General features: G+C 45.0%; 19 protein-coding genes. 14 read left to right on the forward strand and 5 right to left on the reverse strand.

What is annotated here, in order from left to right; genetic code table 11:
• Positions 1–16: 16 nt before the first annotated feature.
• The 7 genes from hinT to AC6R16_RS08395 all read left to right on the forward strand — a co-directional run bounded on the left by hinT (position 17) and on the right by AC6R16_RS08395 (position 6,112).
• Positions 17–367, forward strand: coding sequence for a purine nucleoside phosphoramidase (gene hinT / locus AC6R16_RS08365; RefSeq protein ID WP_004746983.1), 351 nt, complete (start codon positions 17–19; stop codon positions 365–367).
• Between the two features lie 130 nt (positions 368–497).
• Positions 498–1,874: a COG3014 family protein gene (locus AC6R16_RS08370; protein WP_500674217.1), complete on the forward strand. Its 1,377-nt coding sequence runs from the start codon at positions 498–500 to the stop codon at positions 1,872–1,874.
• Positions 1,871–2,266 (forward strand): YcfL family putative periplasmic lipoprotein, encoded by a 396-nt coding sequence (locus AC6R16_RS08375; RefSeq protein ID WP_004746985.1) that lies wholly within the window; start codon positions 1,871–1,873, stop codon positions 2,264–2,266. Before AC6R16_RS08370 ends, AC6R16_RS08375 begins: the two co-directional genes overlap by 4 nt.
• A gap of 39 nt (positions 2,267–2,305) precedes the next feature.
• On the forward strand, positions 2,306–2,896 hold the full coding sequence (lpoB, locus tag AC6R16_RS08380) for a penicillin-binding protein activator LpoB (RefSeq protein WP_004746988.1): 591 nt from the start codon (positions 2,306–2,308) through the stop codon (positions 2,894–2,896).
• Between the two features lie 31 nt (positions 2,897–2,927).
• Entirely contained in the window at positions 2,928–3,782 is an 855-nt protein-coding gene (locus AC6R16_RS08385; protein WP_500674110.1) for a phosphotransferase, read from the forward strand.
• 100 nt (positions 3,783–3,882) lie between these two features.
• The gene (gene ycfP, locus AC6R16_RS08390) at positions 3,883–4,425 is read left to right on the forward strand and encodes an alpha/beta hydrolase YcfP (RefSeq protein ID WP_500674111.1); all 543 of its coding nucleotides are present in this window, start codon (positions 3,883–3,885) and stop codon (positions 4,423–4,425) included.
• A gap of 397 nt (positions 4,426–4,822) precedes the next feature.
• Positions 4,823–6,112, forward strand: a complete 1,290-nt coding sequence (locus AC6R16_RS08395) for an NAD(P)/FAD-dependent oxidoreductase (RefSeq protein ID WP_486785774.1) — start codon at positions 4,823–4,825, stop codon at positions 6,110–6,112.
• Positions 6,113–6,177: 65 nt separating this feature from the next.
• On the opposite strand, the gene AC6R16_RS08400 is transcribed toward AC6R16_RS08395, so the two are convergent.
• From AC6R16_RS08400 to AC6R16_RS08415, 4 genes are read right to left on the reverse strand one after another with little or no spacing between them, the layout of a single operon-like run.
• A complete protein-coding gene (locus AC6R16_RS08400; protein ID WP_500674112.1) occupies positions 6,178–6,717 on the reverse strand; it encodes a GNAT family N-acetyltransferase in 540 nt (179 codons plus the stop codon).
• Between the two features lie 33 nt (positions 6,718–6,750).
• Entirely contained in the window at positions 6,751–7,521 is a 771-nt protein-coding gene (locus AC6R16_RS08405; protein WP_500641845.1) for a peptidoglycan binding protein CsiV, read from the reverse strand.
• A 46-nt stretch (positions 7,522–7,567) separates the two neighbouring features.
• The gene (gene mfd, locus AC6R16_RS08410; protein ID WP_500674113.1) at positions 7,568–11,029 is read right to left on the reverse strand and encodes a transcription-repair coupling factor; all 3,462 of its coding nucleotides are present in this window, start codon (positions 11,027–11,029) and stop codon (positions 7,568–7,570) included.
• Between the two features lie 8 nt (positions 11,030–11,037).
• Positions 11,038–11,604 carry a PilZ domain-containing protein gene (locus AC6R16_RS08415; RefSeq protein ID WP_500674114.1) on the reverse strand — a complete coding sequence of 189 codons (567 nt, stop codon included), beginning with the start codon at positions 11,602–11,604 and terminating at the stop codon, positions 11,038–11,040.
• A gap of 181 nt (positions 11,605–11,785) precedes the next feature.
• On the opposite strand from AC6R16_RS08415, the gene lolC reads away from it, so the two are divergent.
• The 6 genes from lolC to AC6R16_RS08445 all read left to right on the forward strand — a co-directional run bounded on the left by lolC (position 11,786) and on the right by AC6R16_RS08445 (position 17,534).
• Entirely contained in the window at positions 11,786–12,994 is a 1,209-nt protein-coding gene (lolC, locus tag AC6R16_RS08420) for a lipoprotein-releasing ABC transporter permease subunit LolC (protein ID WP_500674115.1), read from the forward strand.
• The gene (lolD, locus tag AC6R16_RS08425; protein WP_500674116.1) at positions 12,987–13,673 is read left to right on the forward strand and encodes a lipoprotein-releasing ABC transporter ATP-binding protein LolD; all 687 of its coding nucleotides are present in this window, start codon (positions 12,987–12,989) and stop codon (positions 13,671–13,673) included. Before lolC ends, lolD begins: the two co-directional genes overlap by 8 nt.
• Positions 13,674–14,918 (forward strand): lipoprotein-releasing ABC transporter permease subunit LolE, encoded by a 1,245-nt coding sequence (gene lolE / locus AC6R16_RS08430; protein ID WP_500674117.1) that lies wholly within the window; start codon positions 13,674–13,676, stop codon positions 14,916–14,918.
• Between the two features lie 108 nt (positions 14,919–15,026).
• A complete protein-coding gene (locus AC6R16_RS08435; protein ID WP_500674118.1) occupies positions 15,027–15,989 on the forward strand; it encodes a DUF2157 domain-containing protein in 963 nt (320 codons plus the stop codon).
• Positions 15,989–17,032: a DUF4401 domain-containing protein gene (locus AC6R16_RS08440; RefSeq protein ID WP_500674119.1), complete on the forward strand. Its 1,044-nt coding sequence runs from the start codon at positions 15,989–15,991 to the stop codon at positions 17,030–17,032. Before AC6R16_RS08435 ends, AC6R16_RS08440 begins: the two co-directional genes overlap by 1 nt.
• 4 nt (positions 17,033–17,036) lie before the next feature.
• A complete protein-coding gene (locus AC6R16_RS08445; RefSeq protein WP_500674120.1) occupies positions 17,037–17,534 on the forward strand; it encodes a GDYXXLXY domain-containing protein in 498 nt (165 codons plus the stop codon).
• A 146-nt stretch (positions 17,535–17,680) separates the two neighbouring features.
• On the opposite strand, the gene AC6R16_RS08450 is transcribed toward AC6R16_RS08445, so the two are convergent.
• Positions 17,681–18,211, reverse strand: coding sequence for a DUF2062 domain-containing protein (locus AC6R16_RS08450; protein WP_500674121.1), 531 nt, complete (start codon positions 18,209–18,211; stop codon positions 17,681–17,683).
• 81 nt (positions 18,212–18,292) lie between these two features.
• On the opposite strand from AC6R16_RS08450, the gene AC6R16_RS08455 reads away from it, so the two are divergent.
• On the forward strand, positions 18,293–20,458 hold the full coding sequence (locus tag AC6R16_RS08455) for a DNA internalization-related competence protein ComEC/Rec2 (protein ID WP_500674122.1): 2,166 nt from the start codon (positions 18,293–18,295) through the stop codon (positions 20,456–20,458).
• The last annotated feature ends 11 nt before the right edge of the window (positions 20,459–20,469 follow it).

A 20,469-nucleotide genomic window follows, 5' to 3' on the forward strand; every position in this document is an offset into this window, starting at 1 on the left:
ATCAATGGAGCCCTTCATGGCAGAAGAAACCATTTTCAGCAAGATTATTCGCAAAGAAATCCCAGCAGATGTTGTCTATCAAGACGATTTAGTTACCGCATTTAGAGACATCAACCCGCGTGCTCCAAGTCACATTTTGATCATCCCAAATAAACTTATTCCAACCGTCAATGACATCGAAGAAGAAGATGAATTAGTCATGGGTCGTATGTTTACTGTGGCGCGAAAACTAGCGAAAGAAGAAGGTATCGATGAGGATGGCTACCGTTTGATCATGAACTGCAACTCTCATGGCGGACAAGAGGTTTACCATATTCATATGCACTTAGTGGGTGGACGCCCGCTTGGCCCAATGCTAATGAGCTAAAAACTTTTGATATGAATGGAACTTTTTAAAGGGTTTGATGTCGAACGTTAAATTTTTTAAAATACGAGACATGTCATCGTGTCAAATAGTACAAAAATCGGAGTAGAAAGTGCATAAACACATTCGACTCATGTTTGCCTTAGCAAGTAGTTTGGCTCTTTCCGCTTGTGCCAATTTATCTGTGGGCAATCTTTTCAGTCATTACAGTGCGCAAAATAGTGAGTTGCACCAAACAATCAAGAACGGCCGCTATTATGAAGCCGAAGAGTTGTTACCTGAGGAGATAGCTGGGGACATTCTAGATAACATGGAAAAAGGCAGAGTTTATCTGCTAAACCAGCAATACCCTGAAAGTAAGGGCGCATTTGAAGTCAGTGACCGAGCGGTTAGAGTGCAACAAGATCAAGCAACGATCTCTGTTTCAGAGACGGCAATGAGCTTAAGTGCGCTTGCAGTTAATGACAACTTAAAAACGTACCAACCTGCTGACTACGAACTGGGTTTTTTACATCTTTATTTAGGTCTTAACTATCTTCAAAAGAATGACCTTGAAGGTGCGATTATCGAGATGCGCCGTGCTAATCAAGTGCAAGAGCGCGCGCGTAAAGATAGAGAGAGTGAACTTGAATCGGCTCAAAGCCAGATGCAAGCACAAGGCGTATCGCCAAACCTTGGTAGTATTCTTGCTAACTATCCAGATGCCGGCAAAAAGCTGCAGGCAGTACAAAGTGGCTACTTGCTTTATTTGTCTGCACTGCTTTATGAAGCAGACAATGACTTAAACGGAGCCTATGTCGATTATCGTCGCGCGTTGGCCGTTATGCCGGACAATCAGCAGGTAATTGATGGGACTAAGCGTGTTGCTAAACGTTTAGGTATGCGTGAAGATCTAGCCAAACTCGAAAAGCGTTATGGTAAAGCCAGTTACCTAGATACGAATAAAGGTAGGGTAATTGTTATAGATGAGCGTGGCGTGGTAGACGCAATGAACGGTTGGACACAAACGCTGCCAATTTCGCGAGGCAGTAACCGTGGTTTATATACCGTTGCTTTGCCTTATTACGAAAACGTACCTGCGGAAAAATTTAGCCCTGTAATACTCAATGACAACAGCGTAAGCGAAAGTCTACTGACTGACGTAAATCTAATGGCAAAGCAAAATTTGACCGAGCGAATGCCATCTATCTTAATTCGTCAAGCACTACGAGTATGGGCTAAAGAGGAATTGCGTAGAGAGGCAACCAAAGATAATCCTGATGACTTAGGTAATGCGCTGTTTAACGTGTGGAACACACTAACTGAGCAACCTGATACTCGCAGTTGGATAACTTTACCTGGAGAAATCTACAGCGCAAGTTCTGTGGTTGAACCTGGGGAACAATCTGTACAGGTTGCTGGTCAAACTCATACCTTCAATGTTGAGTCTGGTCGTACAACGCTTGTTTGGCTTTCGCGCCAAGGTAACAACGCAACCATTTGGCATAAACAACTAGGAAATATACGATGAAAAAATGGCTTATTTCAATCGCAGCAGCGCTGACCTTAATGGGGTGTGCTAGCAACAGCAATACGGCTGGGCTGCGCATCGATGGCGCCTCTCAAACGGTCCTGTTTGGGGACAACGTTCTGGCAGGGCGTGTGAGCATCGAAGATATTTCAACGATTGATGTAGATGGTCGCGCACGAGGCATAGTGCGTTTGGCAAATCAAACCAAAGGCGACCAACACATTCAATACCGTTTCTATTGGTATGACGATCAAGGGCTAGAAGTGAACAACAAGCTTAGCCCATGGCGACAAGCCATTCTTCGCGGAGCTGAAGAGGTTTCTATTTCAGAGATTTCTATCAATCCAAATGGGCGCCAATTCCGCGTTCAAATCCGTGAACTAGACAATTAATTTTAAGAAGTAACTCAAGGATATCCTAAGGAACCGACAATGAAAAAAAGTGTAATTGCATTACTTGGTTTGGCTGTAGTGCTTGGTGGCTGTTCTAACCAAGTAAGCTATGGTGACGCTCAAGCTGTGGAAACAACAACAATTGATTTTGGTTCAACAGACTTGCAAAAAATTGCCGGTGAAATGGTCGACAGCATGATGATGTCGGGCTCTGTAGCAGCTATCACTCGCGATTCACGCCCTATTGTTTTTGTTGAGCGTATCAAAAATAAAACTAGTGAACATATCGATACTGAATCTATTACCGATTCTATCAGCACTAAGATGCTGAATTCTGGTAAGTTCCGTTTTGTAGATATGGATCGCGTAGAAGCAGTACGTGAACAGCTAAACTTCCAGAATAATGATGAGCTAGTGAACCAAAGCACGGCAATTCAGTTTGGTAAGATGGTTGGCGCTCAATACATGCTCTACGGTAACCTTTCAAGCATTAACAAGAATGCTGGCAGCGACAAAGACGTATACTACAAAATGACGATGCGTCTAATGGATCTAGAGACTGGTCTAATTGAATGGGCAGATGAGACTGAGATCCGTAAGCAAGAATCAAAAAGCTTCTTAGGCCTATAAGCCAAGCTTTATGTAACAAAAGGAGTGTACTATGGCGCGAATGTCGTGGAGTGAAGCATGCCAACTCGATCGTTCATTATTGTCCCTAGAACACTTCTTTTCTATTCCCCCTGACTATGCTCAAACGCTAACAGGGGGACTAACTAACCGTTGCTGGAAAGTGGTCACTTCAGACGGAAAGTCTTTTGTCTGGAGACCGACAACCAATATCACCAAAGCCTTCTCGATCTCTCGTTTTCAAGAGTATCAAATTCTCACGGCTATCGAATCTAGCGGTTTATCTCCGCAAGCCGTTCACATCAATGACCAAGGACTGTTAGTCACTTGGATCGAAGGCGAGTCTCTGACGCAGGGACTACCGTTTGATTCGCTACTTAAGACCATGATCTCCATTCATGATATGGACACGCAACGTATTCCTGTTGCGCCCTTTAATTTTACTGCGCGTGTCGATCACTACTGGATGTTGCTTGACGATGACCACAAAGTCGAGCCCTATGTGTCGATTTACAATCAGTGGCGTTCTGCTCCGAGCTTAGCGGATGTTGGCCAAACGTTATGTCACTTTGACTTAGCTGGCTACAACATGGTTAAAACTAATGCTGGAAATAAGGTCATTGATTGGGAATATGCTGCAATGGCGGACCCGCGATTAGATCTTACGCTCTCAATTGATGTCTGTAGTGAAAAGCCATTAGAGGCGGTATATCGTTATTGCCAGTTGAGAGGAGTAGAGGGCGTTGATGATTGGGTAGAAGGTGTAATGGCGTGGCAACCTCGAGCGATGATGATGGCAATGCTTTGGTATCTATTAGCCCATCAGCTCTGGGGCGATGAACAATATTTAACCCAAGCACGTAAACTCCAAGAAACAATTTGCAGCTAAGATCACTGTTTGGTGGTTCGGCGCGTTTAAAGTTACTCAGTGAGCTTTTAAACCTTATATTTCGTGGTAGATTAAAATCACAAGGATCGAGGGATTTACAATGATTATCTATTTACACGGTTTTGATTCGACCAGTCCAGGCAACCATGAAAAAGTGCTTCAACTTCAGTTTATTGATGATGATGTACGTTTCATTAACTACAGTACTCTCCATCCAAAGCACGATATGCAACACTTGCTGAAAGAAGTGCATAAGGTGATCGAGCAGTCAGGTGATAAGAACCCTATAATTTGTGGTGTTGGTCTTGGCGGTTATTGGTCAGAGAGAATTGGTTTCTTATGCGGTATTAAACAGGTTATTTTTAATCCGAACTTGCACCCTGAATTAACTATGCAAGGACGTATCGATAGACCTGAAGAGTATGAAGATATCGCCACTAAGTGTGTTTCAGAGTTTAGAACCAAGAACAAAGAGAATTGTCTGGTGATTTTGTCGAAAGAAGATGAGATTCACGACAACAGTAAAACGGCATCAGAGCTAGAGAATTACTACGACATTATCTGGGACGAAACTCAGACTCACAAGTTCAAAAAAATCTCCCAACATCTGCAAACCATGAAAGCATTTAAAGAAGCAAACTAGTCGTTAGCTTTTTCGATTTCTAATCCCTAGGTGACAGAGTGCTCTCTGTCGCCTTTTTATTGTTCAATTAACTCTAATCCTTACAAAATTTAGTGGGATCACGCGATTCTTTAGTTGCGTGTCATGTTTTGCTCTATATAATGAACTCACTACAAATTTTTTGATAAATATCAAAAAAAATTGAGAGCGAGTAAAAAACTTGCCCATTAGTGAGCTACGTCAAACGTGTAGCATTTAGTGATTCGGCTCTTTTATCCAATAAGCGTGTCATATTTGTTGGCCCTCTATGTCTAGACCGTGTGCGAAGAGAAAGTCGCCCCTAGACCAAAAATACAGAATTCCATCGAGTCGATTTTCGGCTTGATTCAGTTTTATTTTATTTTTTGAGGAAGTTGCTGTGACACGAATTATCGTAGTAGGCGGCGGTGCAGGCGGACTAGAGCTTGTTACCAAACTAGGTCGTACACTTGGCCGTAAAGGTCGTGCTAAAGTCACTTTAGTCGACCGCAAGGCGAGCCACTTATGGAAACCCCTTCTGCATGAAGTGGCGACGGGCTCTCTTGATGAAGGTGTGGATGCACTTAGCTACCGCGCGCATGCCAAAAACCACCACTTTGATTTTCAAATGGGCAGCCTAGAAAATATCGATCGCGAGCGTAAAGTGATTAAACTGCGTGAGTTGAAAGATGACAACGATGAGCTGCTGATGCCAAGCCGCGAGCTTGAGTATGACATTCTAGTCATGGCTATTGGCTCTACTTCAAACGATTTCAATACACCTGGCGTTCGCGACAACTGTATTTTCTTAGATAGCCCCGAGCAAGCACATCGCTTCCGTACTCAAATGAACAACGAGTTCCTTAAGCTACATGCTAAAAATGGCAATGGTACAGTGGATATTGCGATTGTTGGTGCGGGTGCAACGGGTGTAGAGCTGTCGGCAGAACTACACAATGCGGTAAAAGAGCTACGTACTTACGGTTTTGGTGACCTTGACTCAAGCAAGCTCAACGTGAACCTTATTGAAGCTGGCGAACGTATTTTGCCTGCGCTTCCACCACGCATTTCAGGCGCTGCTCATCAGGAGTTGACTAAGTTAGGGGTGAACGTCCGCACTGCGACTATGGTGACTCAAGCCGATGAAGATGGCTTAGTGACCAAAGATGGTGACAAGATTCCAGCTCAGATTATGGTCTGGGCTGCAGGTATTAAAGCACCTGACTTTATCAAAGACATTGCTGGCCTAGAAACCAATCGCATCAACCAACTTGTGGTCAAAGATACACTGCAAACTACGCGCGATGACGATATCTTCGTGATCGGCGATTTGGCGCAGTGTACTCAAGCGGATGGTTCGTTTGTTCCACCGCGTGCTCAAGCTGCGCACCAGATGTCGAGCCGTGCTTTCGCTAACATCGTTGCTAAGCTTAATGGTCGTGAAATGAAGCCTTACATCTACAAAGATAAAGGCTCTTTGGTGTCATTAAGTCGCTTCTCAACCGTGGGTAGCTTAATGGGCAACTTGACCAAAGGTTCTATGATGGTCGAAGGGCGTATTGCACGTGTTGTTTATATCTCTTTGTACCGCTTGCACCAGATGGCGTTGCATGGCGTGTTCAAGACAGGTTTGATCATCCTAATGGGGCGTATTAACCGAGTTCTACGACCAAATCTTAAACTTCATTAATTAATGAACAAATACTAAAAAGAGCGCCTCGGCGCTCTTTTTTGATTTGGACTACGTCTTGAAACTTAGTTAGGTATGACAGAGTAAACAAGGCCTGTTTTAGGTTTACCGTTGAAGATAAAGCGATTGCGCGCTTTGGCTTCCAACAGACCACCACAAGACTCTATCAGCTTTTGGCTAGGCAGGTTATCTGGGTCGCAGACCACTTCTACTCGCGTTAATTTAAGTTGGGCGAAGCAAAACTCGATTAAAGCATTGACCGCTTTTACACCGAGTCCCTTACCTTGATGTTGATCGGCAATCCAATAGCCAATACTCGCCATGTTAAAAGTATGGTAAAGCTCATTAATCGCAACCATTCCGACTAACTCGTCGCTTGTACGGCAAAATACGCCAAACCCATAGGCTTCAGATTTTACCCAGTTTAAGCGTGTTGCTAAGACAAAGCGCTCGGCGTCATTCAAGGAGAAGTCCGCATTGCACCAGTCAATCCAACGGTGAAGGCTAGGCGACTTAGCCACACAGTTTCTCAGAGAATTGCTCTCTTCACTGGTTATTAGCCTCAAGACTAAATGTTGGGTGACGATTTGATAATCTGGACTCATAAACAAAAAGCCCTCGTTGGAGGGCTTACTCGATTATTGATTGACGCGACGCACTTGAATGATGACACCCATTAGAGGGTGATCGAGGAAGTGTGTTTCCGTACTGCGCATACGGCGCTTCTGGTCAAATCGATAACTCTTCAAGAACTCAACTTTGTGAACAGTGGGAGTGACATCTTCCATCAAACCGACCTGAACAACCTGATTGTCAGTGGCAGGTTCTGCCGTCAACATTTCTGGCTGATGTTCTTGCAGAGTCACTTCTTTCACACTAGGTGATTTAAGGTCGAGCTCTACATCAGCATACAAATAGTGCTCTACATAGATTTGCAGTTTTCCATCAAGTTGATACAAAGGCTTTGGAATACTCTCTTCGGTAATGCCCTCTAGGACTTGGCTTTGACTTTCTTCGATCATAGAGCCATCAGGATTAAACTTGCCTGAATAATCTCGACCTGCTTGCACGTGGAAGATAGGCGCACCGAAACGGCCTTGATCTCCTTGGCGCCAAGCTTTGTGCATTAACACTTTAAAACCCGCATGCTGATTGAGCTTTTTAACTTCGCTATTAAGGGCATACTCGGAAGCGGGTAGCATTTGGACACCTTTCTTTGCGCGGTAACTTGCGTCACTAAAAGAGCCAGCTCTTTCAAGGTTAACTTTCGCGACGTCTGTAGGCCAAGATTCAGCAGTTTGCTCGGCATCCACGGCACGTTTAAAAATGATCACTTCGATATCGAATTGACGCTGCGCCATAGAAGGCATTGCAACAAGCATGAGCAGCAGCGGGATCAGTTTCTTCATTACAACTCCATAGTGAGGTGCGAGGCACCTCCATTTGATTTTGGCTTTACGCTTTTGGCAATAAATTTTGCTGGAATTCACCCAACATGTCACTAACAAACTGGATGCGCTTACGTCTATCTACTAATGGTATCGTAAACTTGAACTTAGTGGGTCCATCCATTGCGAATTTTTGTGGCTGAGATTGCAATAGTTTAACCAAATACATAGGGTTAATGTCAGCATCTGGATAGAATTCGATAAAGCCACCTTTGTCGTGAGCTTCAATCTTCTTCACTTTCAGAGCCGCTGCTTGCAGTTTCAACTTGGCTACTGAGAGTAGGTTCTTAGTGGCATCAGGCAATAAACCAAAACGGTCTATCAGCTCAATCTTAAGTTCACCTAACTCATCTTCACTTGTCACACTAGCAATTTGCTTGTACATCGAGAGCCTAGTGTTGATGTCTGGGATGTAATCATCCGGCAGAAGGGCAGGTAAGCGCATTTCGACTTCAGTTTGCTCTCGAAGTAGCTCGTCGAGTGAAGGCTCTTTGCCTTCTTTCAACGCTTCCACTGCTTGCTCTAGCATCTCCATATATAGAGTAAAGCCAACCGATTGAATTTGACCACTTTGCTCGTCACCAAGTAGTTCACCTGCACCACGAATTTCCAAATCGTGGGTCGCTAAGGTAAAGCCCGCACCGAGATCTTCCAATGAAGCAATGGCATCAAGACGTTTAACGGCGTCTTTGGTCATAGCTTTTGGATGGGGCGTCATTAAGTAAGCATAGGCTTGGTGATGCGAACGACCGACACGACCGCGCAACTGGTGAAGCTGAGCCAAACCAAGATTATCTGCTCTATCCATAATAATGGTGTTGGCTGTTGGTACATCAATACCGGTTTCAATGATGGTGGTACACACTAGCAAGTTAAAGCGCTGGTGGTAAAAGTCATTCATAATGCGTTCGAGTTCTCTCTCGCGCATTTGGCCGTGTGCGACGGTTACGCGCGCTTCTGGAATCAACTTCTCCAGATCGGCCGCAACTTTTTCTATAGTCTCAACTTGGTTATGTAAGAAGTAAACCTGACCACCACGCATAATCTCACGTAGCACAGCCTCTCGCACTACTGCGTCATCGCTCTGTCTGACAAAGGTTTTGATGGCGAGACGTCTCGCTGGTGGCGTGGCGATAATTGACAGATCACGCATGCCACTCATGGCCATATTCAAGGTACGAGGAATAGGTGTCGCGGTTAGGGTTAAGATATCGACATCGGCACGCATCGCTTTCATCTTTTCTTTCTGACGTACGCCAAAGCGATGTTCTTCATCAACGATTAGCAGACCAAGATCTTTGAACTTAATGTCGTTTGATAGAAGCTTGTGGGTTCCGACAACTAGGTCCACTTTACCTTCTTCAATATCTTGCAGTACCTGCTTCTGCTCTTTAGCTGTTTTGAAGCGAGACAAGACTTCGACTCTAACTGGTAAGTTAGCAAAACGGTCGCGGAAGTTCTCAAAGTGCTGCTGGGCAAGTAGGGTTGTTGGTACAAGGACAGCAACTTGCTTACTATTGTCGGTCGCAACGAATGCCGCACGCATTGCAACTTCTGTTTTACCAAAGCCAACATCACCACACACCAAGCGATCCATCGCTTTAGCCTGGCACATGTCAGACATAACGGCGTTGATCGCCATGGATTGATCATCGGTCTCTTCAAATGGGAAGCCCGCTTTGAATGTCGCGTATTGGCCGCGGTCTAACTCAAACTTGTAACCCGGCTTAAGTTCGCGTTTAGCGTAGACATCTAAAAGTTCAGCCGCGACGTCACGTACCTTTTCGGCGGCTTTACGTCTTGCTTTAGCCCAGGCTTCACCGCCAAGCTTATGCAGTGGCGCGCTTTCTTCTGCACCGCCAGAATAGCGGCTGATAAGGTTTAGTGAGGCAACAGGAACATAGAGTTTGGCATCATTCTGGTACTCAAGCGTTACGTACTCTGTCGTCATACCGCCAGCTTCTAGGGTTTGCAGTCCTATGTATCTGCCGATACCGTGGTCGATATGCACTACGGGTTGGCCTGGTTGCAATTCCGCTAGGTTACGAATGACCGCATCGCTATTGGTGGTTTTGCGGTCTTTGCGTCGGCGCTGAATGACTCGGTCACCGAGTAAATCACTTTCACAGATGAGTGCAACTTGCTCGTCACCAAATACGAAACCATGCTCAGCGGCACCAAGGATCAGACTGAACTTGTTACCACTACTCAGTGCTTGTTGTAAGTCGCTGCTTTCTTGTGGTTTTAACTTAATTCGCTGGAGCAGTTCAAGCAAAGCCTCACGGCGACCTTCTGACTCAACCGAGAAGACTATCTGACCGGTAAAGGTTTCGCTAAATTGGCGCAGAGCGGCCATTGGTTCTTTGTTTTGGTGCTGTACCGCAAGCTCTGGCAAGGAAGAGATATTAGGATTGCAACGACCCTGTTTTTCACTGACTGGCTCAACATACAGCTGCACTTGAGGTAACAGTTTAAACTGGCTAAACAGTTCATCCTTCTTAAGCCATAGCTCTTCAGGCGGCAGCAGTGGACGCAGCGGATCGACTTTGCGTTGATCGTAGCGGTAGTCCACATCTTCCAAGAAGGTATCTATGGCAGGTTCTAATTGACCGACCGTTAGCAGTTGTGTGTCCTCTGGGATGTAATCAAACAAGGTTTCCGTTTGTTCAAAAAACAGTGGCTGCCAGTATTCAATACCTGCTGGCCAAGTCCCTTTAGAGACTTGCATGTAAACGGATTCAGGTTCACGGCGAGCTTCGAAACGCTGACGCCAGCGAATACGGAAGTCTTCAATTGCGCTCTCAGAAGTCGGAAATTCATGCGCTGGAAGTAAACGAATCTCTTGTTTATCTTCGATTGAACGTTGATTCTCAGGATCGAAAGTACGTATTGTATCGATTTCATCATCAAAGAAGTCGATACGAAATGGGTCATTTGAGCCCATAGGGAAGAGATCTAAAATCGAGCCTCTGCTCGCATATTCACCTGGACCAAACACTTGGTCTACATGTCGATAACCCGACTTTTCAAGTTGAATGCGTAGCTTCTCTAGAGAGAATAGATCGCCCACTTTCACCATCAGCGTATGCTGCATTAAATAGTCGCGCGGGGACTGGCGTTGCAACAGCGTATTAACCGGAACGATAGTGATTCCACTCGATTGCGTTGGCAGCTGATAGAGTCGAGAAATTCGGTCTGAAATAATCTCCTGATGGGGAGAAAAGCTATCGTATGGCAAAGTTTCCCAGTCAGGGAACAAGGCGACTTCTTGAGTGGCGAACTGCTCTAGCTCTTGTTGTAGTTTTAACGCGGTTTGCGGATCAGGAACGGCGAGCAGAGTGTGAGAGCCGTGCTGTTGTGCGAGTTCAGCAATGGCAAGGGCTAAACTTGCCCCTTGAAGGTTACCAATCTGCTTTTTGTCTCCGGCGCGATCTGAGCACGCCAGATTAAGTAATGATGTGTTAGACATAGTTCTGTTTATTTGTCGCGATTAAGTGAGCGCTGACGAAGGAGCTTTTGTTGTTGGAATAGAGCGGCTTTGATAAGGAGATCTTCATCGAGATCACGCAGTAAATCGTATTTCACGGTGACGAGATGAGTGTCCTCGGTCACTTCTACTTGCGATATGTGTCCGTAACAATATATTGCTGCGGCAGGATGCTCTAAGAATAATTTTACACGAACTTTGGAATCAAGGCTCACTGCCGCATCAGAAATGTAGGTAAATTGACTGGCGCCAAATGAATGAGTTTTATGACGCATAGATGGGTCATCTTGCTGAGATAGCATAAAGGTCAACAGTAAGTTGAGTTTAGAGTTTTGCGTATCTAGCAGTTGAATTACATGCTTAAAGTCGCTATTTTTCAATTCATTACGCGCGCTGTCATTCAATAAATCAAGATTACTAAACTCGCTAGCAACAATGAAAGGTGCTGGGATTTCCCCTTCAAACTTTTCATAACTTGGGAAATCCACGCCCTCAGCCAAAGCTTCGACATTGACTGTCATTGTGTGGTTGACGGTAAAGAATTCTTGATCGGCCATGCTTGATTCCTTTTACTTGATAACTTTGATTATCGTTATAGCTGACAAGTAATCAAGCTATCCCTTTGTTTATTACATATTTTAACCACTAATTGGCAATTAAACACTACACGCCAAGGGATTTAATCGGTAGAGTAAGCACCATTACTTAGGTCATCAAACCCTAACATTGGTTTCTACTATGTTTCATCCAGTCTCAACCTTCATCGGTTTGCGCTACTTACGCGGTCGCTCCGGTGATAGGTTTAGCCGCTTTGTCTCTTATATGTCAACGGCGGGCATTACGATCGGTGTAATGTCGCTTGTGACTGTGCTTTCCGTTATGAATGGATTTGAAGCGCAGCTTAAAGGGCGCATTCTAGGCGTTCTTCCTCAAGCCATCGTTTCTCAAATTGATGGCAAAACGGCGAAAACAGAACGTGCTCCTGAATTTATCGCGCAACTTTCTTCTGCTGGGCATCCAGAGCCAATCGTTCAGAGTGAAGCTGTTATCCAAAGCCCAAGTCAACTTAACGCCGGCTTACTGATTGGTATTAAGCCTTCAGAGCATGACCCTATCGAGCGTCATTTAATTGCGGGCCACTTATCTAATTTACAAGCGGGTGAGTACCAGTTGTTTATTGGTCATTCGCTCGCCCGTTCAATGGACGTCTCGGTCGGTGATAAAGTCCGCTTGATGGTAACTAGTGCGAGTCAGTTTACGCCACTGGGTCGAATCCCAAGCCAGCGTTTATTTACTGTGGCGGGTATCTACAATACAGGTTCAGATGTTGATAAACAGCTGATGATCACGCATATTTCAGACGCTGGAAAATTGATGCGTTTGAAGCCGGACACCATGACAGGGTGGCGCTTGTTCTTTAATGACCCATTTGTGGTTGGCGAACTGAGCCAAAATCCACTTCCAGAAGGCTGGCAATGGCAAGATTGGCGCGATCAAAGAGGCGAGCTTTTCCAAGCGGTAAGAATGGAAAAGAACATGATGGGCTTAATGCTCGGTCTCATCGTGGGCATTGCAGCGTTCAATATCATTTCTGCGCTGATTATGGTGGTAATGGAGAAGCAATCTGAAGTCGCGATCTTAAAAACTCAAGGTATGACCGACAGGCAGATTCTTTCGATCTTCATTGTTCAAGGCGCAAGTAGTGGCGTAATAGGTGCCATCATTGGTGGTGGTTTGGGTGTCTTGCTAGCCAATAATATTAACTCGTTACTTGAAAGTGCAGGTATCGCTCTATTCGCGGTGGGTGGTGAGCTGCCGATATTAATCAACCCTGCTCAAATTTTTGTTGTTGTCGTATTGGCTATTGCGCTGAGCCTTGTGGCGACTTTGTTCCCTTCATACCGCGCATCATCAGTAAAACCAGCCGAGGCTTTAAGATATGAGTAGTCTTCTTCAATGTCACAACGTGTGCAAAACTTATCATGAGGGTGCATTCGATACTCAAGTTCTTAAAGGTGTGAGTTTTGATATCGAGAAGGGCGAGCTAGCCTCGATTATTGGGACCTCAGGTTCTGGTAAAAGTACGCTGCTGCATATCTTGGGTGCTCTGGATGATGCGACCGAAGGCCATGTCGAGTTTTTAGGCCAAGACTTATCGAAATTGAGTTCGAACCGTCAAGCTAAGCTGCGCAATCAGCACCTAGGCTTTGTTTACCAGTTTCACCATCTCCTGTCAGATTTCAGCGCAATAGAAAACGTTGCAATGCCTTTGCTTATTGGTGGTGTCAAAGTGAACCAAGCCAAGTCGGCAGCGAAAGCACTGTTAGATAAAGTGGGCTTAAGCCACCGAATAGAGCATCGACCAGCAGAGCTTTCGGGCGGTGAGCGTCAACGTGTGGCGATTGCGCGAGCATTGGTGAACAATCCCTCTCTCGTTTTGGCGGATGAGCCGACTGGTAACTTAGATCATAAGACGGCATTAGCGATTTATGATCTGATGCGCGAGCTTAATCAAGAGTCTGATACCGCATTTTTGGTTGTTACTCATGATGGCGAGTTAGCGGCGAAAATGGATCGTCAGTTACATATGCAAGACGGTTTGCTACTCAACATTGAGGGGGTGTAAGTGTTTTCATCCCTGTCTCTGTTTATTGGAGGGCGATTTAGCCGAGCCAAACAACGAAATAAAATGGTTTCGTTCATTTCTATGTCTTCAACCATAGGCATTGCCGTGGGTGTGGCGATGATCATTATTGGTTTGTCTGCGATGAACGGTTTTGAGCGCGAGCTTAATAATCGTGTCTTGTCGGTTATCTCTCACGGAGAGTTTGAAGGCGTAAGAGGTCCACTGATTGAGTGGCAAAACGTGGTATCCCAGAGTGAGAAACATCCTAAGATTGAAGCGGCGGCTCCCTATGTGAAGTTTACTGCACTTGCTGAAAAAGGCGCGCAGCTTAAAGCCCTTGAAGTAAGAGGTATCGATTCGCAACTTGAAAGCAAGGTTTCTAACTTAAGTGATTTTATTGACTCTGAGGTATGGGACGGGTTTCAAGCGGGGCAACAACAAGTCATTCTTGGCAAAGGGATTGCAGATTTACTCAAGGTCAAAAAAGGCGACTTTTTAACTTTGATGATCCCTACCTCTGGTGCCACGACAAAAGTTCAGGCGCCAAAGCGTGTGCGCGTAAAAGTTGCTGGCTTACTCACTTTAAATGGCCAGATTGACCATAACTTGGCGCTTGTACCGCTTCAAGATGCGCAGAATTACGCAAAAATGGGCCAAGGTGTAAGTGGTGTCTCCGTGCGTGTTACCGAAGTACTTAATGCGACTCAAATTATTCGTGAAGTAGGCAACACACTGGATGTTTATGTTTACTTGCGTAGCTGGCAGCAGAAATACGGCTTTCTTTACCGTGATATCCAACTGGTTAGAACCATTATGTACTTGGTGATGGTTTTGGTGATTGGTGTGGCGAGCTTTAATATCGTATCAACCTTGATGATGGCGGTAAAAGATCGTGCCGCTGAGATTGCGATTTTGCGCACGATGGGCGCGACAGATGGACTGGTCAAACGGATATTTGTTTGGCAAGGGGTCTTTTCTGGCGTGCTTGGAAGCGTTGCAGGCAGTGTATTTGGCGTTTTGATCGCGTTAAATCTTACCCCTATGATTAGCGCGTTAGAAAATCTCATTGGGCATAAATTTTTGTCTGGTGATATTTATTTTGTTGATTTCCTTCCATCTCAAGTCAATCCTAGTGATGTCATTGTTGTCTCTTTGACTGCTATCACTCTGAGCCTTTTTGCTACTTGGTATCCCGCTTCTAGAGCCAGTAAGTTGAATCCTGCTGCTGTGTTAAGCTCTAAGTGATGATGAGGCAAATCCGTTTGCCTCTAATTTGATGTTTACTCAGCCAGATAGTGCCTCTGAGTATTTGGTTGAGGAGACAATGCCAATAGAGCAAAAGGAATCAAATCAATGAGAAAAGAGCTTGTTGATCTTGTTGAGCGTGGAATCGTTACTTCCGACACTATAGAACGAGCGAAGGAGCTCGCTGAAATAAAGCCTGTTCCCCAAGCATGGGTTCGCTTTTTTAATCAATTGTTTGTTTGGCTGGGTAGCTTAGCGTTCAGTCTGTCTTTGATTTTCTTTTTCGCCTACAACTGGGCCGATCTAGGCCGATTCGCCAAGTTTGCCCTTATTGAATCCTGCCTAATTATATCTGTTGTTGTCTATGTTAAAGCCGATAGACATAAGTTGCTTGCTAATGCAGCCGCTATTGTTTCGTGTCTATTAATCGGGGCTCTGCTGGCTGTATTCGGCCAAACTTATCAAACAGGTGCCGATACATGGCAGCTTTTCGCCGGTTGGCTAGTGCTTATTACACCTTGGGTCATTGTCACACGCTTTATCCCAGCATGGATATTATGGCTCGTATTAAGCAATCTCTCGATCGCTCTTTACCTCGACACATTTTCACCTAATCAATTGTTGTTCGTTGACGCTTTAGATAGTGTGTCGTGGGTGCTGTTTTTGTTTAACTCGAGTGCTTTGTGCTTATGGCAATTTCTGAGCATGTCACATGCGTGGATGCAGAAAAAGTGGATGCTGCATATACTCGGGACAGTGTCTGGTGTCATTATTACCTATATTGTTTGGTCTTCTTTGGTTAACGCAAGCAGTGATACGCCTGTATCGATGTTAGCTTGGGGGGCTTCTCTTATTTGTGTCTATTACTACTATCGAAGACGTACCCTAGACCTGTTTATGCTCACGGGAGGATGTCTTTCGCTTATCTTAGTGACGGTAACTTTTGTGGCAAAAAGCATACAAGGTATCGATGAGCTAGCCTATTTCCTCATACTCACAATACTCGTAATCGTCACTGGAGTAATTGCTGCCGCTTGGCTGAAAAATGTTCAAAGCGAGGGGCGTTTGTGATGAATAAGCCGCTAAGAAACAAGCTTATCGAAGCAAATGTAATGTCTGAAAGCATGTTCAATGAGGCGCCAAGCGGTTTTCCTTGGTATGTCAAATTGTTACTGGCAATATCAGGTTGGCTAGGAGGCATGTGTTTACTGGGTATTTTCTTTGGATCTTTTTATTCGTTTTTCCAAAGTGAAATGGCTTCTGCGGCGGTGTCTGTGATCATGTTGGCGGTCGCGCAGCGGATACTGTCAGCGCCTAATAATGAGTTTTTGGAACACCTTGCCCTCGCGTTAAGCTTTTCGGCGCAAGTGCTATTTGTTTGGGCACTAATGCCGCTCGAGCAAGTGCAGGTTATCTTATTCTTGTTTGCAATGTTGCAAGCAGGACTGGCAGTCATCATGCGGAGTATGATTCATCGAGTCTGGTCTACCCTAAGTTGCTGCTTAGCTCTGTCAGCGTTACTCATTTCTTGTGGACTTTCATATTTGTTGAGTAGCATTTTGCTAGCACCTATGGTGTGGCTCTCACTTAATGAATTTCGTTTTCCGGCACTTTATCGGCTCATGTCAGGTATAAAATACGGGTTGGTGATATCGATAGTATTGCTGATGTGTATTCAGATCTTTCGAGCGGAAGTAGAGAGTGCTCTGGTTTCAATATCGGACACCACATTTTCTTTACCGCCCTGGGTTGCTCCCATCACCTATGTTTTGAGTGTTTTTGTTACTGCGTGGTACTTATTTCACTTCCACCAAGTGCGGCTCAACTCAATTGTGGCTAAATTAGGCGGGCTCTTCACTATTCTGGTGGGCGTATTAACCTGTATGGCTCCCGGCATAGGAGCGAGTTTGATGATACTCATCACTGCCTTCGCAAACAGCGACAGAGTGATGATGGGGTTGGGCGTGACAGCCTTGCTCGTGTATAGCTCAACATACTATTACATGATGGAAACGACATTGCTGTTTAAATCTGGGGTACTCATGTCTGTCTCCTTAGTCATGTTATTTAGCTACTTAGTGTTCAACAAAGTGCTAAACCAAGCAAAGGGGTAGTCGTATGCGAAAAACTATCTATATCGTTACGCTTGTTTTGGCGTTAGTTGCGGTCAATTGGTCCATATATCAAAAAGAGCAGCTTTTGGAGCATGGGCAGGTTGTTCTACTCAAGCTAGCTCCAGTTGATCCTCGTTCTCTGATGCAAGGTGACTATATGGTACTCAATTTTGAACTTAGCGAAGATGTCATCCGTGAATTAGCCGACAAGGGTATGAGAGACAGATACAGTGCGGCAGTCGACGGTTTTGTGAACATTGAGCTCGATAGCAATCGTGTCGCTCAGTTTGTGTCGACTTCGACAGAACGCTCGCCAAGCTCTCAAGTCGCATTGCAGTTTAGACTGAGATCGGGGCAAGTAAAATTTGCTACTAACGCGTATTTCTTTCAAGAGGGCAGAGCAGAAGAGTTAGACGCTGCGACATATGGTGAGTTTAGAGTAGCAGAGGATGGCGAATTGCTGCTTTTGGCGCTGCGGGATACGGATTTTAATCAGCTGTAGATAAATTTGTTGTGATAAATAAAAAGGGAAAAGCAGAGGCTTTTCCCTTTTTGGTTGAACACTGTCGGTGAGTCTATTTTGTCATTCTCACTTTTCATCTGCTTTCAAATGAATATTAACTCACCCGAAATTGCGTCTGCTGGCGTTTACTTCTTGAGTAGATTACCTATTCTGATTTTTCTTTGTTGCCAACTTCGTACTACTGAGTAGCGCCACAGAGCTCTGATACCAAAATAGCCTAACATCGCTGATAAAACGCCACAGATTAGACAGCCGAGTAGGAATGGAGGGCCTATCGTGCTCATTTGATGAAGGATGAACTCCCAAGAAAGCTCAAAGTGGAAATGCTGAGGGGGGACATGCATCGCCCAAGCACCGACTTTATATGCGAAATAGAACAAGACGGGCATAGTGACAGGGTTACTTACCCAAACAAGTGCGACAGAGAGTGGTAAGTTGACACCGCAGGCGATCGCTAACCCTGCCGCCATAATCATCTGGCTTGGTAGTGGGACGAAAGCCATAAATAAACCCACTGCGAATGCACCAGAGGCGGAGCGACGGTTAAGACACCAGAGGTTTGGGTTATACAGCACATTGCCAAAAATCTTTAGTGCCTTTTGACGTTTTATTACTTCGTGGTCAGGCATAAAGCGCTTAATGAATTTTCTTGGCATAGGGAAATGACTCTCTACTTACATTACTGGACGCTAATTTCATTCTCTTTGTTGATCACAACTAGCCCGTACTGGCTGATAATGCCGAAATTAGATTACCTGTTTATAGCTTTAGCTGTACTGGTTATTTCAACCAAGTATAGAAAAGCAAGAGGCTTCCTGGGACTAGCTTTAGCGTGTGTTGTCATCCTGATGCACGGCAACTTATTGCGATATCAAACAGAAACACTTTTTCAAGCTGGTCAGGATATTACCATAATCGCTGACGTTGACAGCCTTTTTAAACCAATAAATTTCGGCTTTCAAGGTATTGTTGTAGTTAGATCAATCAATGGCGAAGCCTTAACCACCTTTAACCAACCTAAAATGCGTCTAACTAGTCCAATACGTTTGGATTTGGGTGACCGAGTGACGGCAAGCATTTCGGTAAAACCGATTTACGGTTTGCTGAATGGCGTTGGGTTTGATGCTGAGCGACATGCACTATTTCAAGGGGTAGTTGGCACTGGTTCAGTCGATAGAAAGAAGAGCTTTTTCGTAACGAGTCAGCCTTCACTTCGAACGCGGTTGATAGACGCAGTTACACTTAAAACGCAATCACTCGACAATCAAGCAATGATACTGGCGCTTATGTTTGGAGATCGAGAGGGAATTACCCAGCAAAATTGGCAGATGCTTAAAACCAGTGGCCTTAGTCATCTTATTGCGATATCTGGCCTTCACGTCGGCATCGCGTTTGCTATCGGTTGGTATATCGGGCTTACTTTGCTCAAAGTTCATGTTTTGTTCTTGAACGCTCCCGTCTTGATTGGCCTAGCATCTGCTATTGGTTACGCTTGGTTGGCTGGATTTTCTATTCCCACAGAGCGAGCGGTCACCATGTGTTTGTTGCTGTGTATATTAAAGCCGCTTGCCGGTCAGCTTCCCAACTCATTTAAGTGGCTACTTGTGTTGAGCTTGTTACTCTTGTTGGAGCCATTTTCTGTTGTTTCTCCAAGTCTTTGGATGTCTATGGTCGCGGTTGGGGTGATTTTTCTTTACCAGTCCAGAGGTAAAGTGCGAGGGAATCTAGTTGTCCAAGCAGTAAAAGTTCAGCTGTTTCTCGTGGTTTTGATGGCCCCACTAGTCGTATATCTGTTTCATGGTGTTAGCTTAGGCGCTATTGCCTACAACCTTGTCTTTGTGCCTTGGTTTACTGTTTTGGTCATACCGCTCGTCTTTTTCTCCTTTGCTAGCCACCTAATGTTTCCTTGGTTTGAATTCCCTTGGGAGTGGCTAAATCTCAGTTTAATGCCAGTGAACTGGGCGATGGAATATGCTCAATGGACTTGGTTTGATGTTTCGAGACAAACACTGTTGTGGCTTCTTTGCATCTTAGCTGCGCTGATAATAAGTCGTTTAGTGTCGAGGCGATTTACAACGTTACTGACGTTGAGTGCAGGCTTAAGCTTAGTTGAGTGGTGGGATACGCCACTGTGGCAAATTGTTGTACTTGATGTTGGTCATGGCTTATCTATTCTTGTTCAGCAGCAGAATAGGGCTTTTGTTTACGATACTGGTGCCGCTTGGCAAAACTCTAGTATGGCTGAACAGGTTGTGACGCCATTAATGATTGCACGAGGGATTACTCAGTTAGATGTACTTGCTATCAGCCATTTTGACAATGACCACGCGGGAGGCTTGCAAGCAATAAAACAGCAGTGGAATCCTAGCAAGATACTGACTAGTCAGTCGGGAGAGTCTTTCGAACCGTGTGTCGCAGGGCGCTCTTGGCAATGGGGAAAGATCACAATAGAGTCATTATGGCCGCCCAAATTGACGAGTAGAGCTTATAACCCTCACTCGTGTGTGTTTAAACTCCAACATCAAGAGAGTCCAACTGCGCTGTTGTTGGCGGGAGATATTGAAGCCATCGCAGAATGGATTTTAGTAAGGGAGGGCGAACAATTGGATTCAGATATCTTAATCGTTCCCCATCACGGCAGTAAAACTTCATCAATTCCCGCGTTTATTGCAGCGGTTAGTCCCGAAGTTGCAGTTGCGTCTGTGGCTAAAGGGGGAAGATGGCGGTTGCCGGATGAAAATGTGGTTGAGAGATACCAAAAAGTAGGTGCGCAATGGATGGATACTGGGCATTTTGGTCAAGTGTTGTTCAATGTTTATCCGCAAAGTTATCAGGTTAGTGCGCTAAGGGCGCGCAAAGGTAAGACTTGGTATAGGCAGATGCTACGTAACGGAGTAGAATAGCCGCAATATTG

Source organism: Vibrio sp. R10-SG3-ISO10 (genome assembly GCF_059834185.1).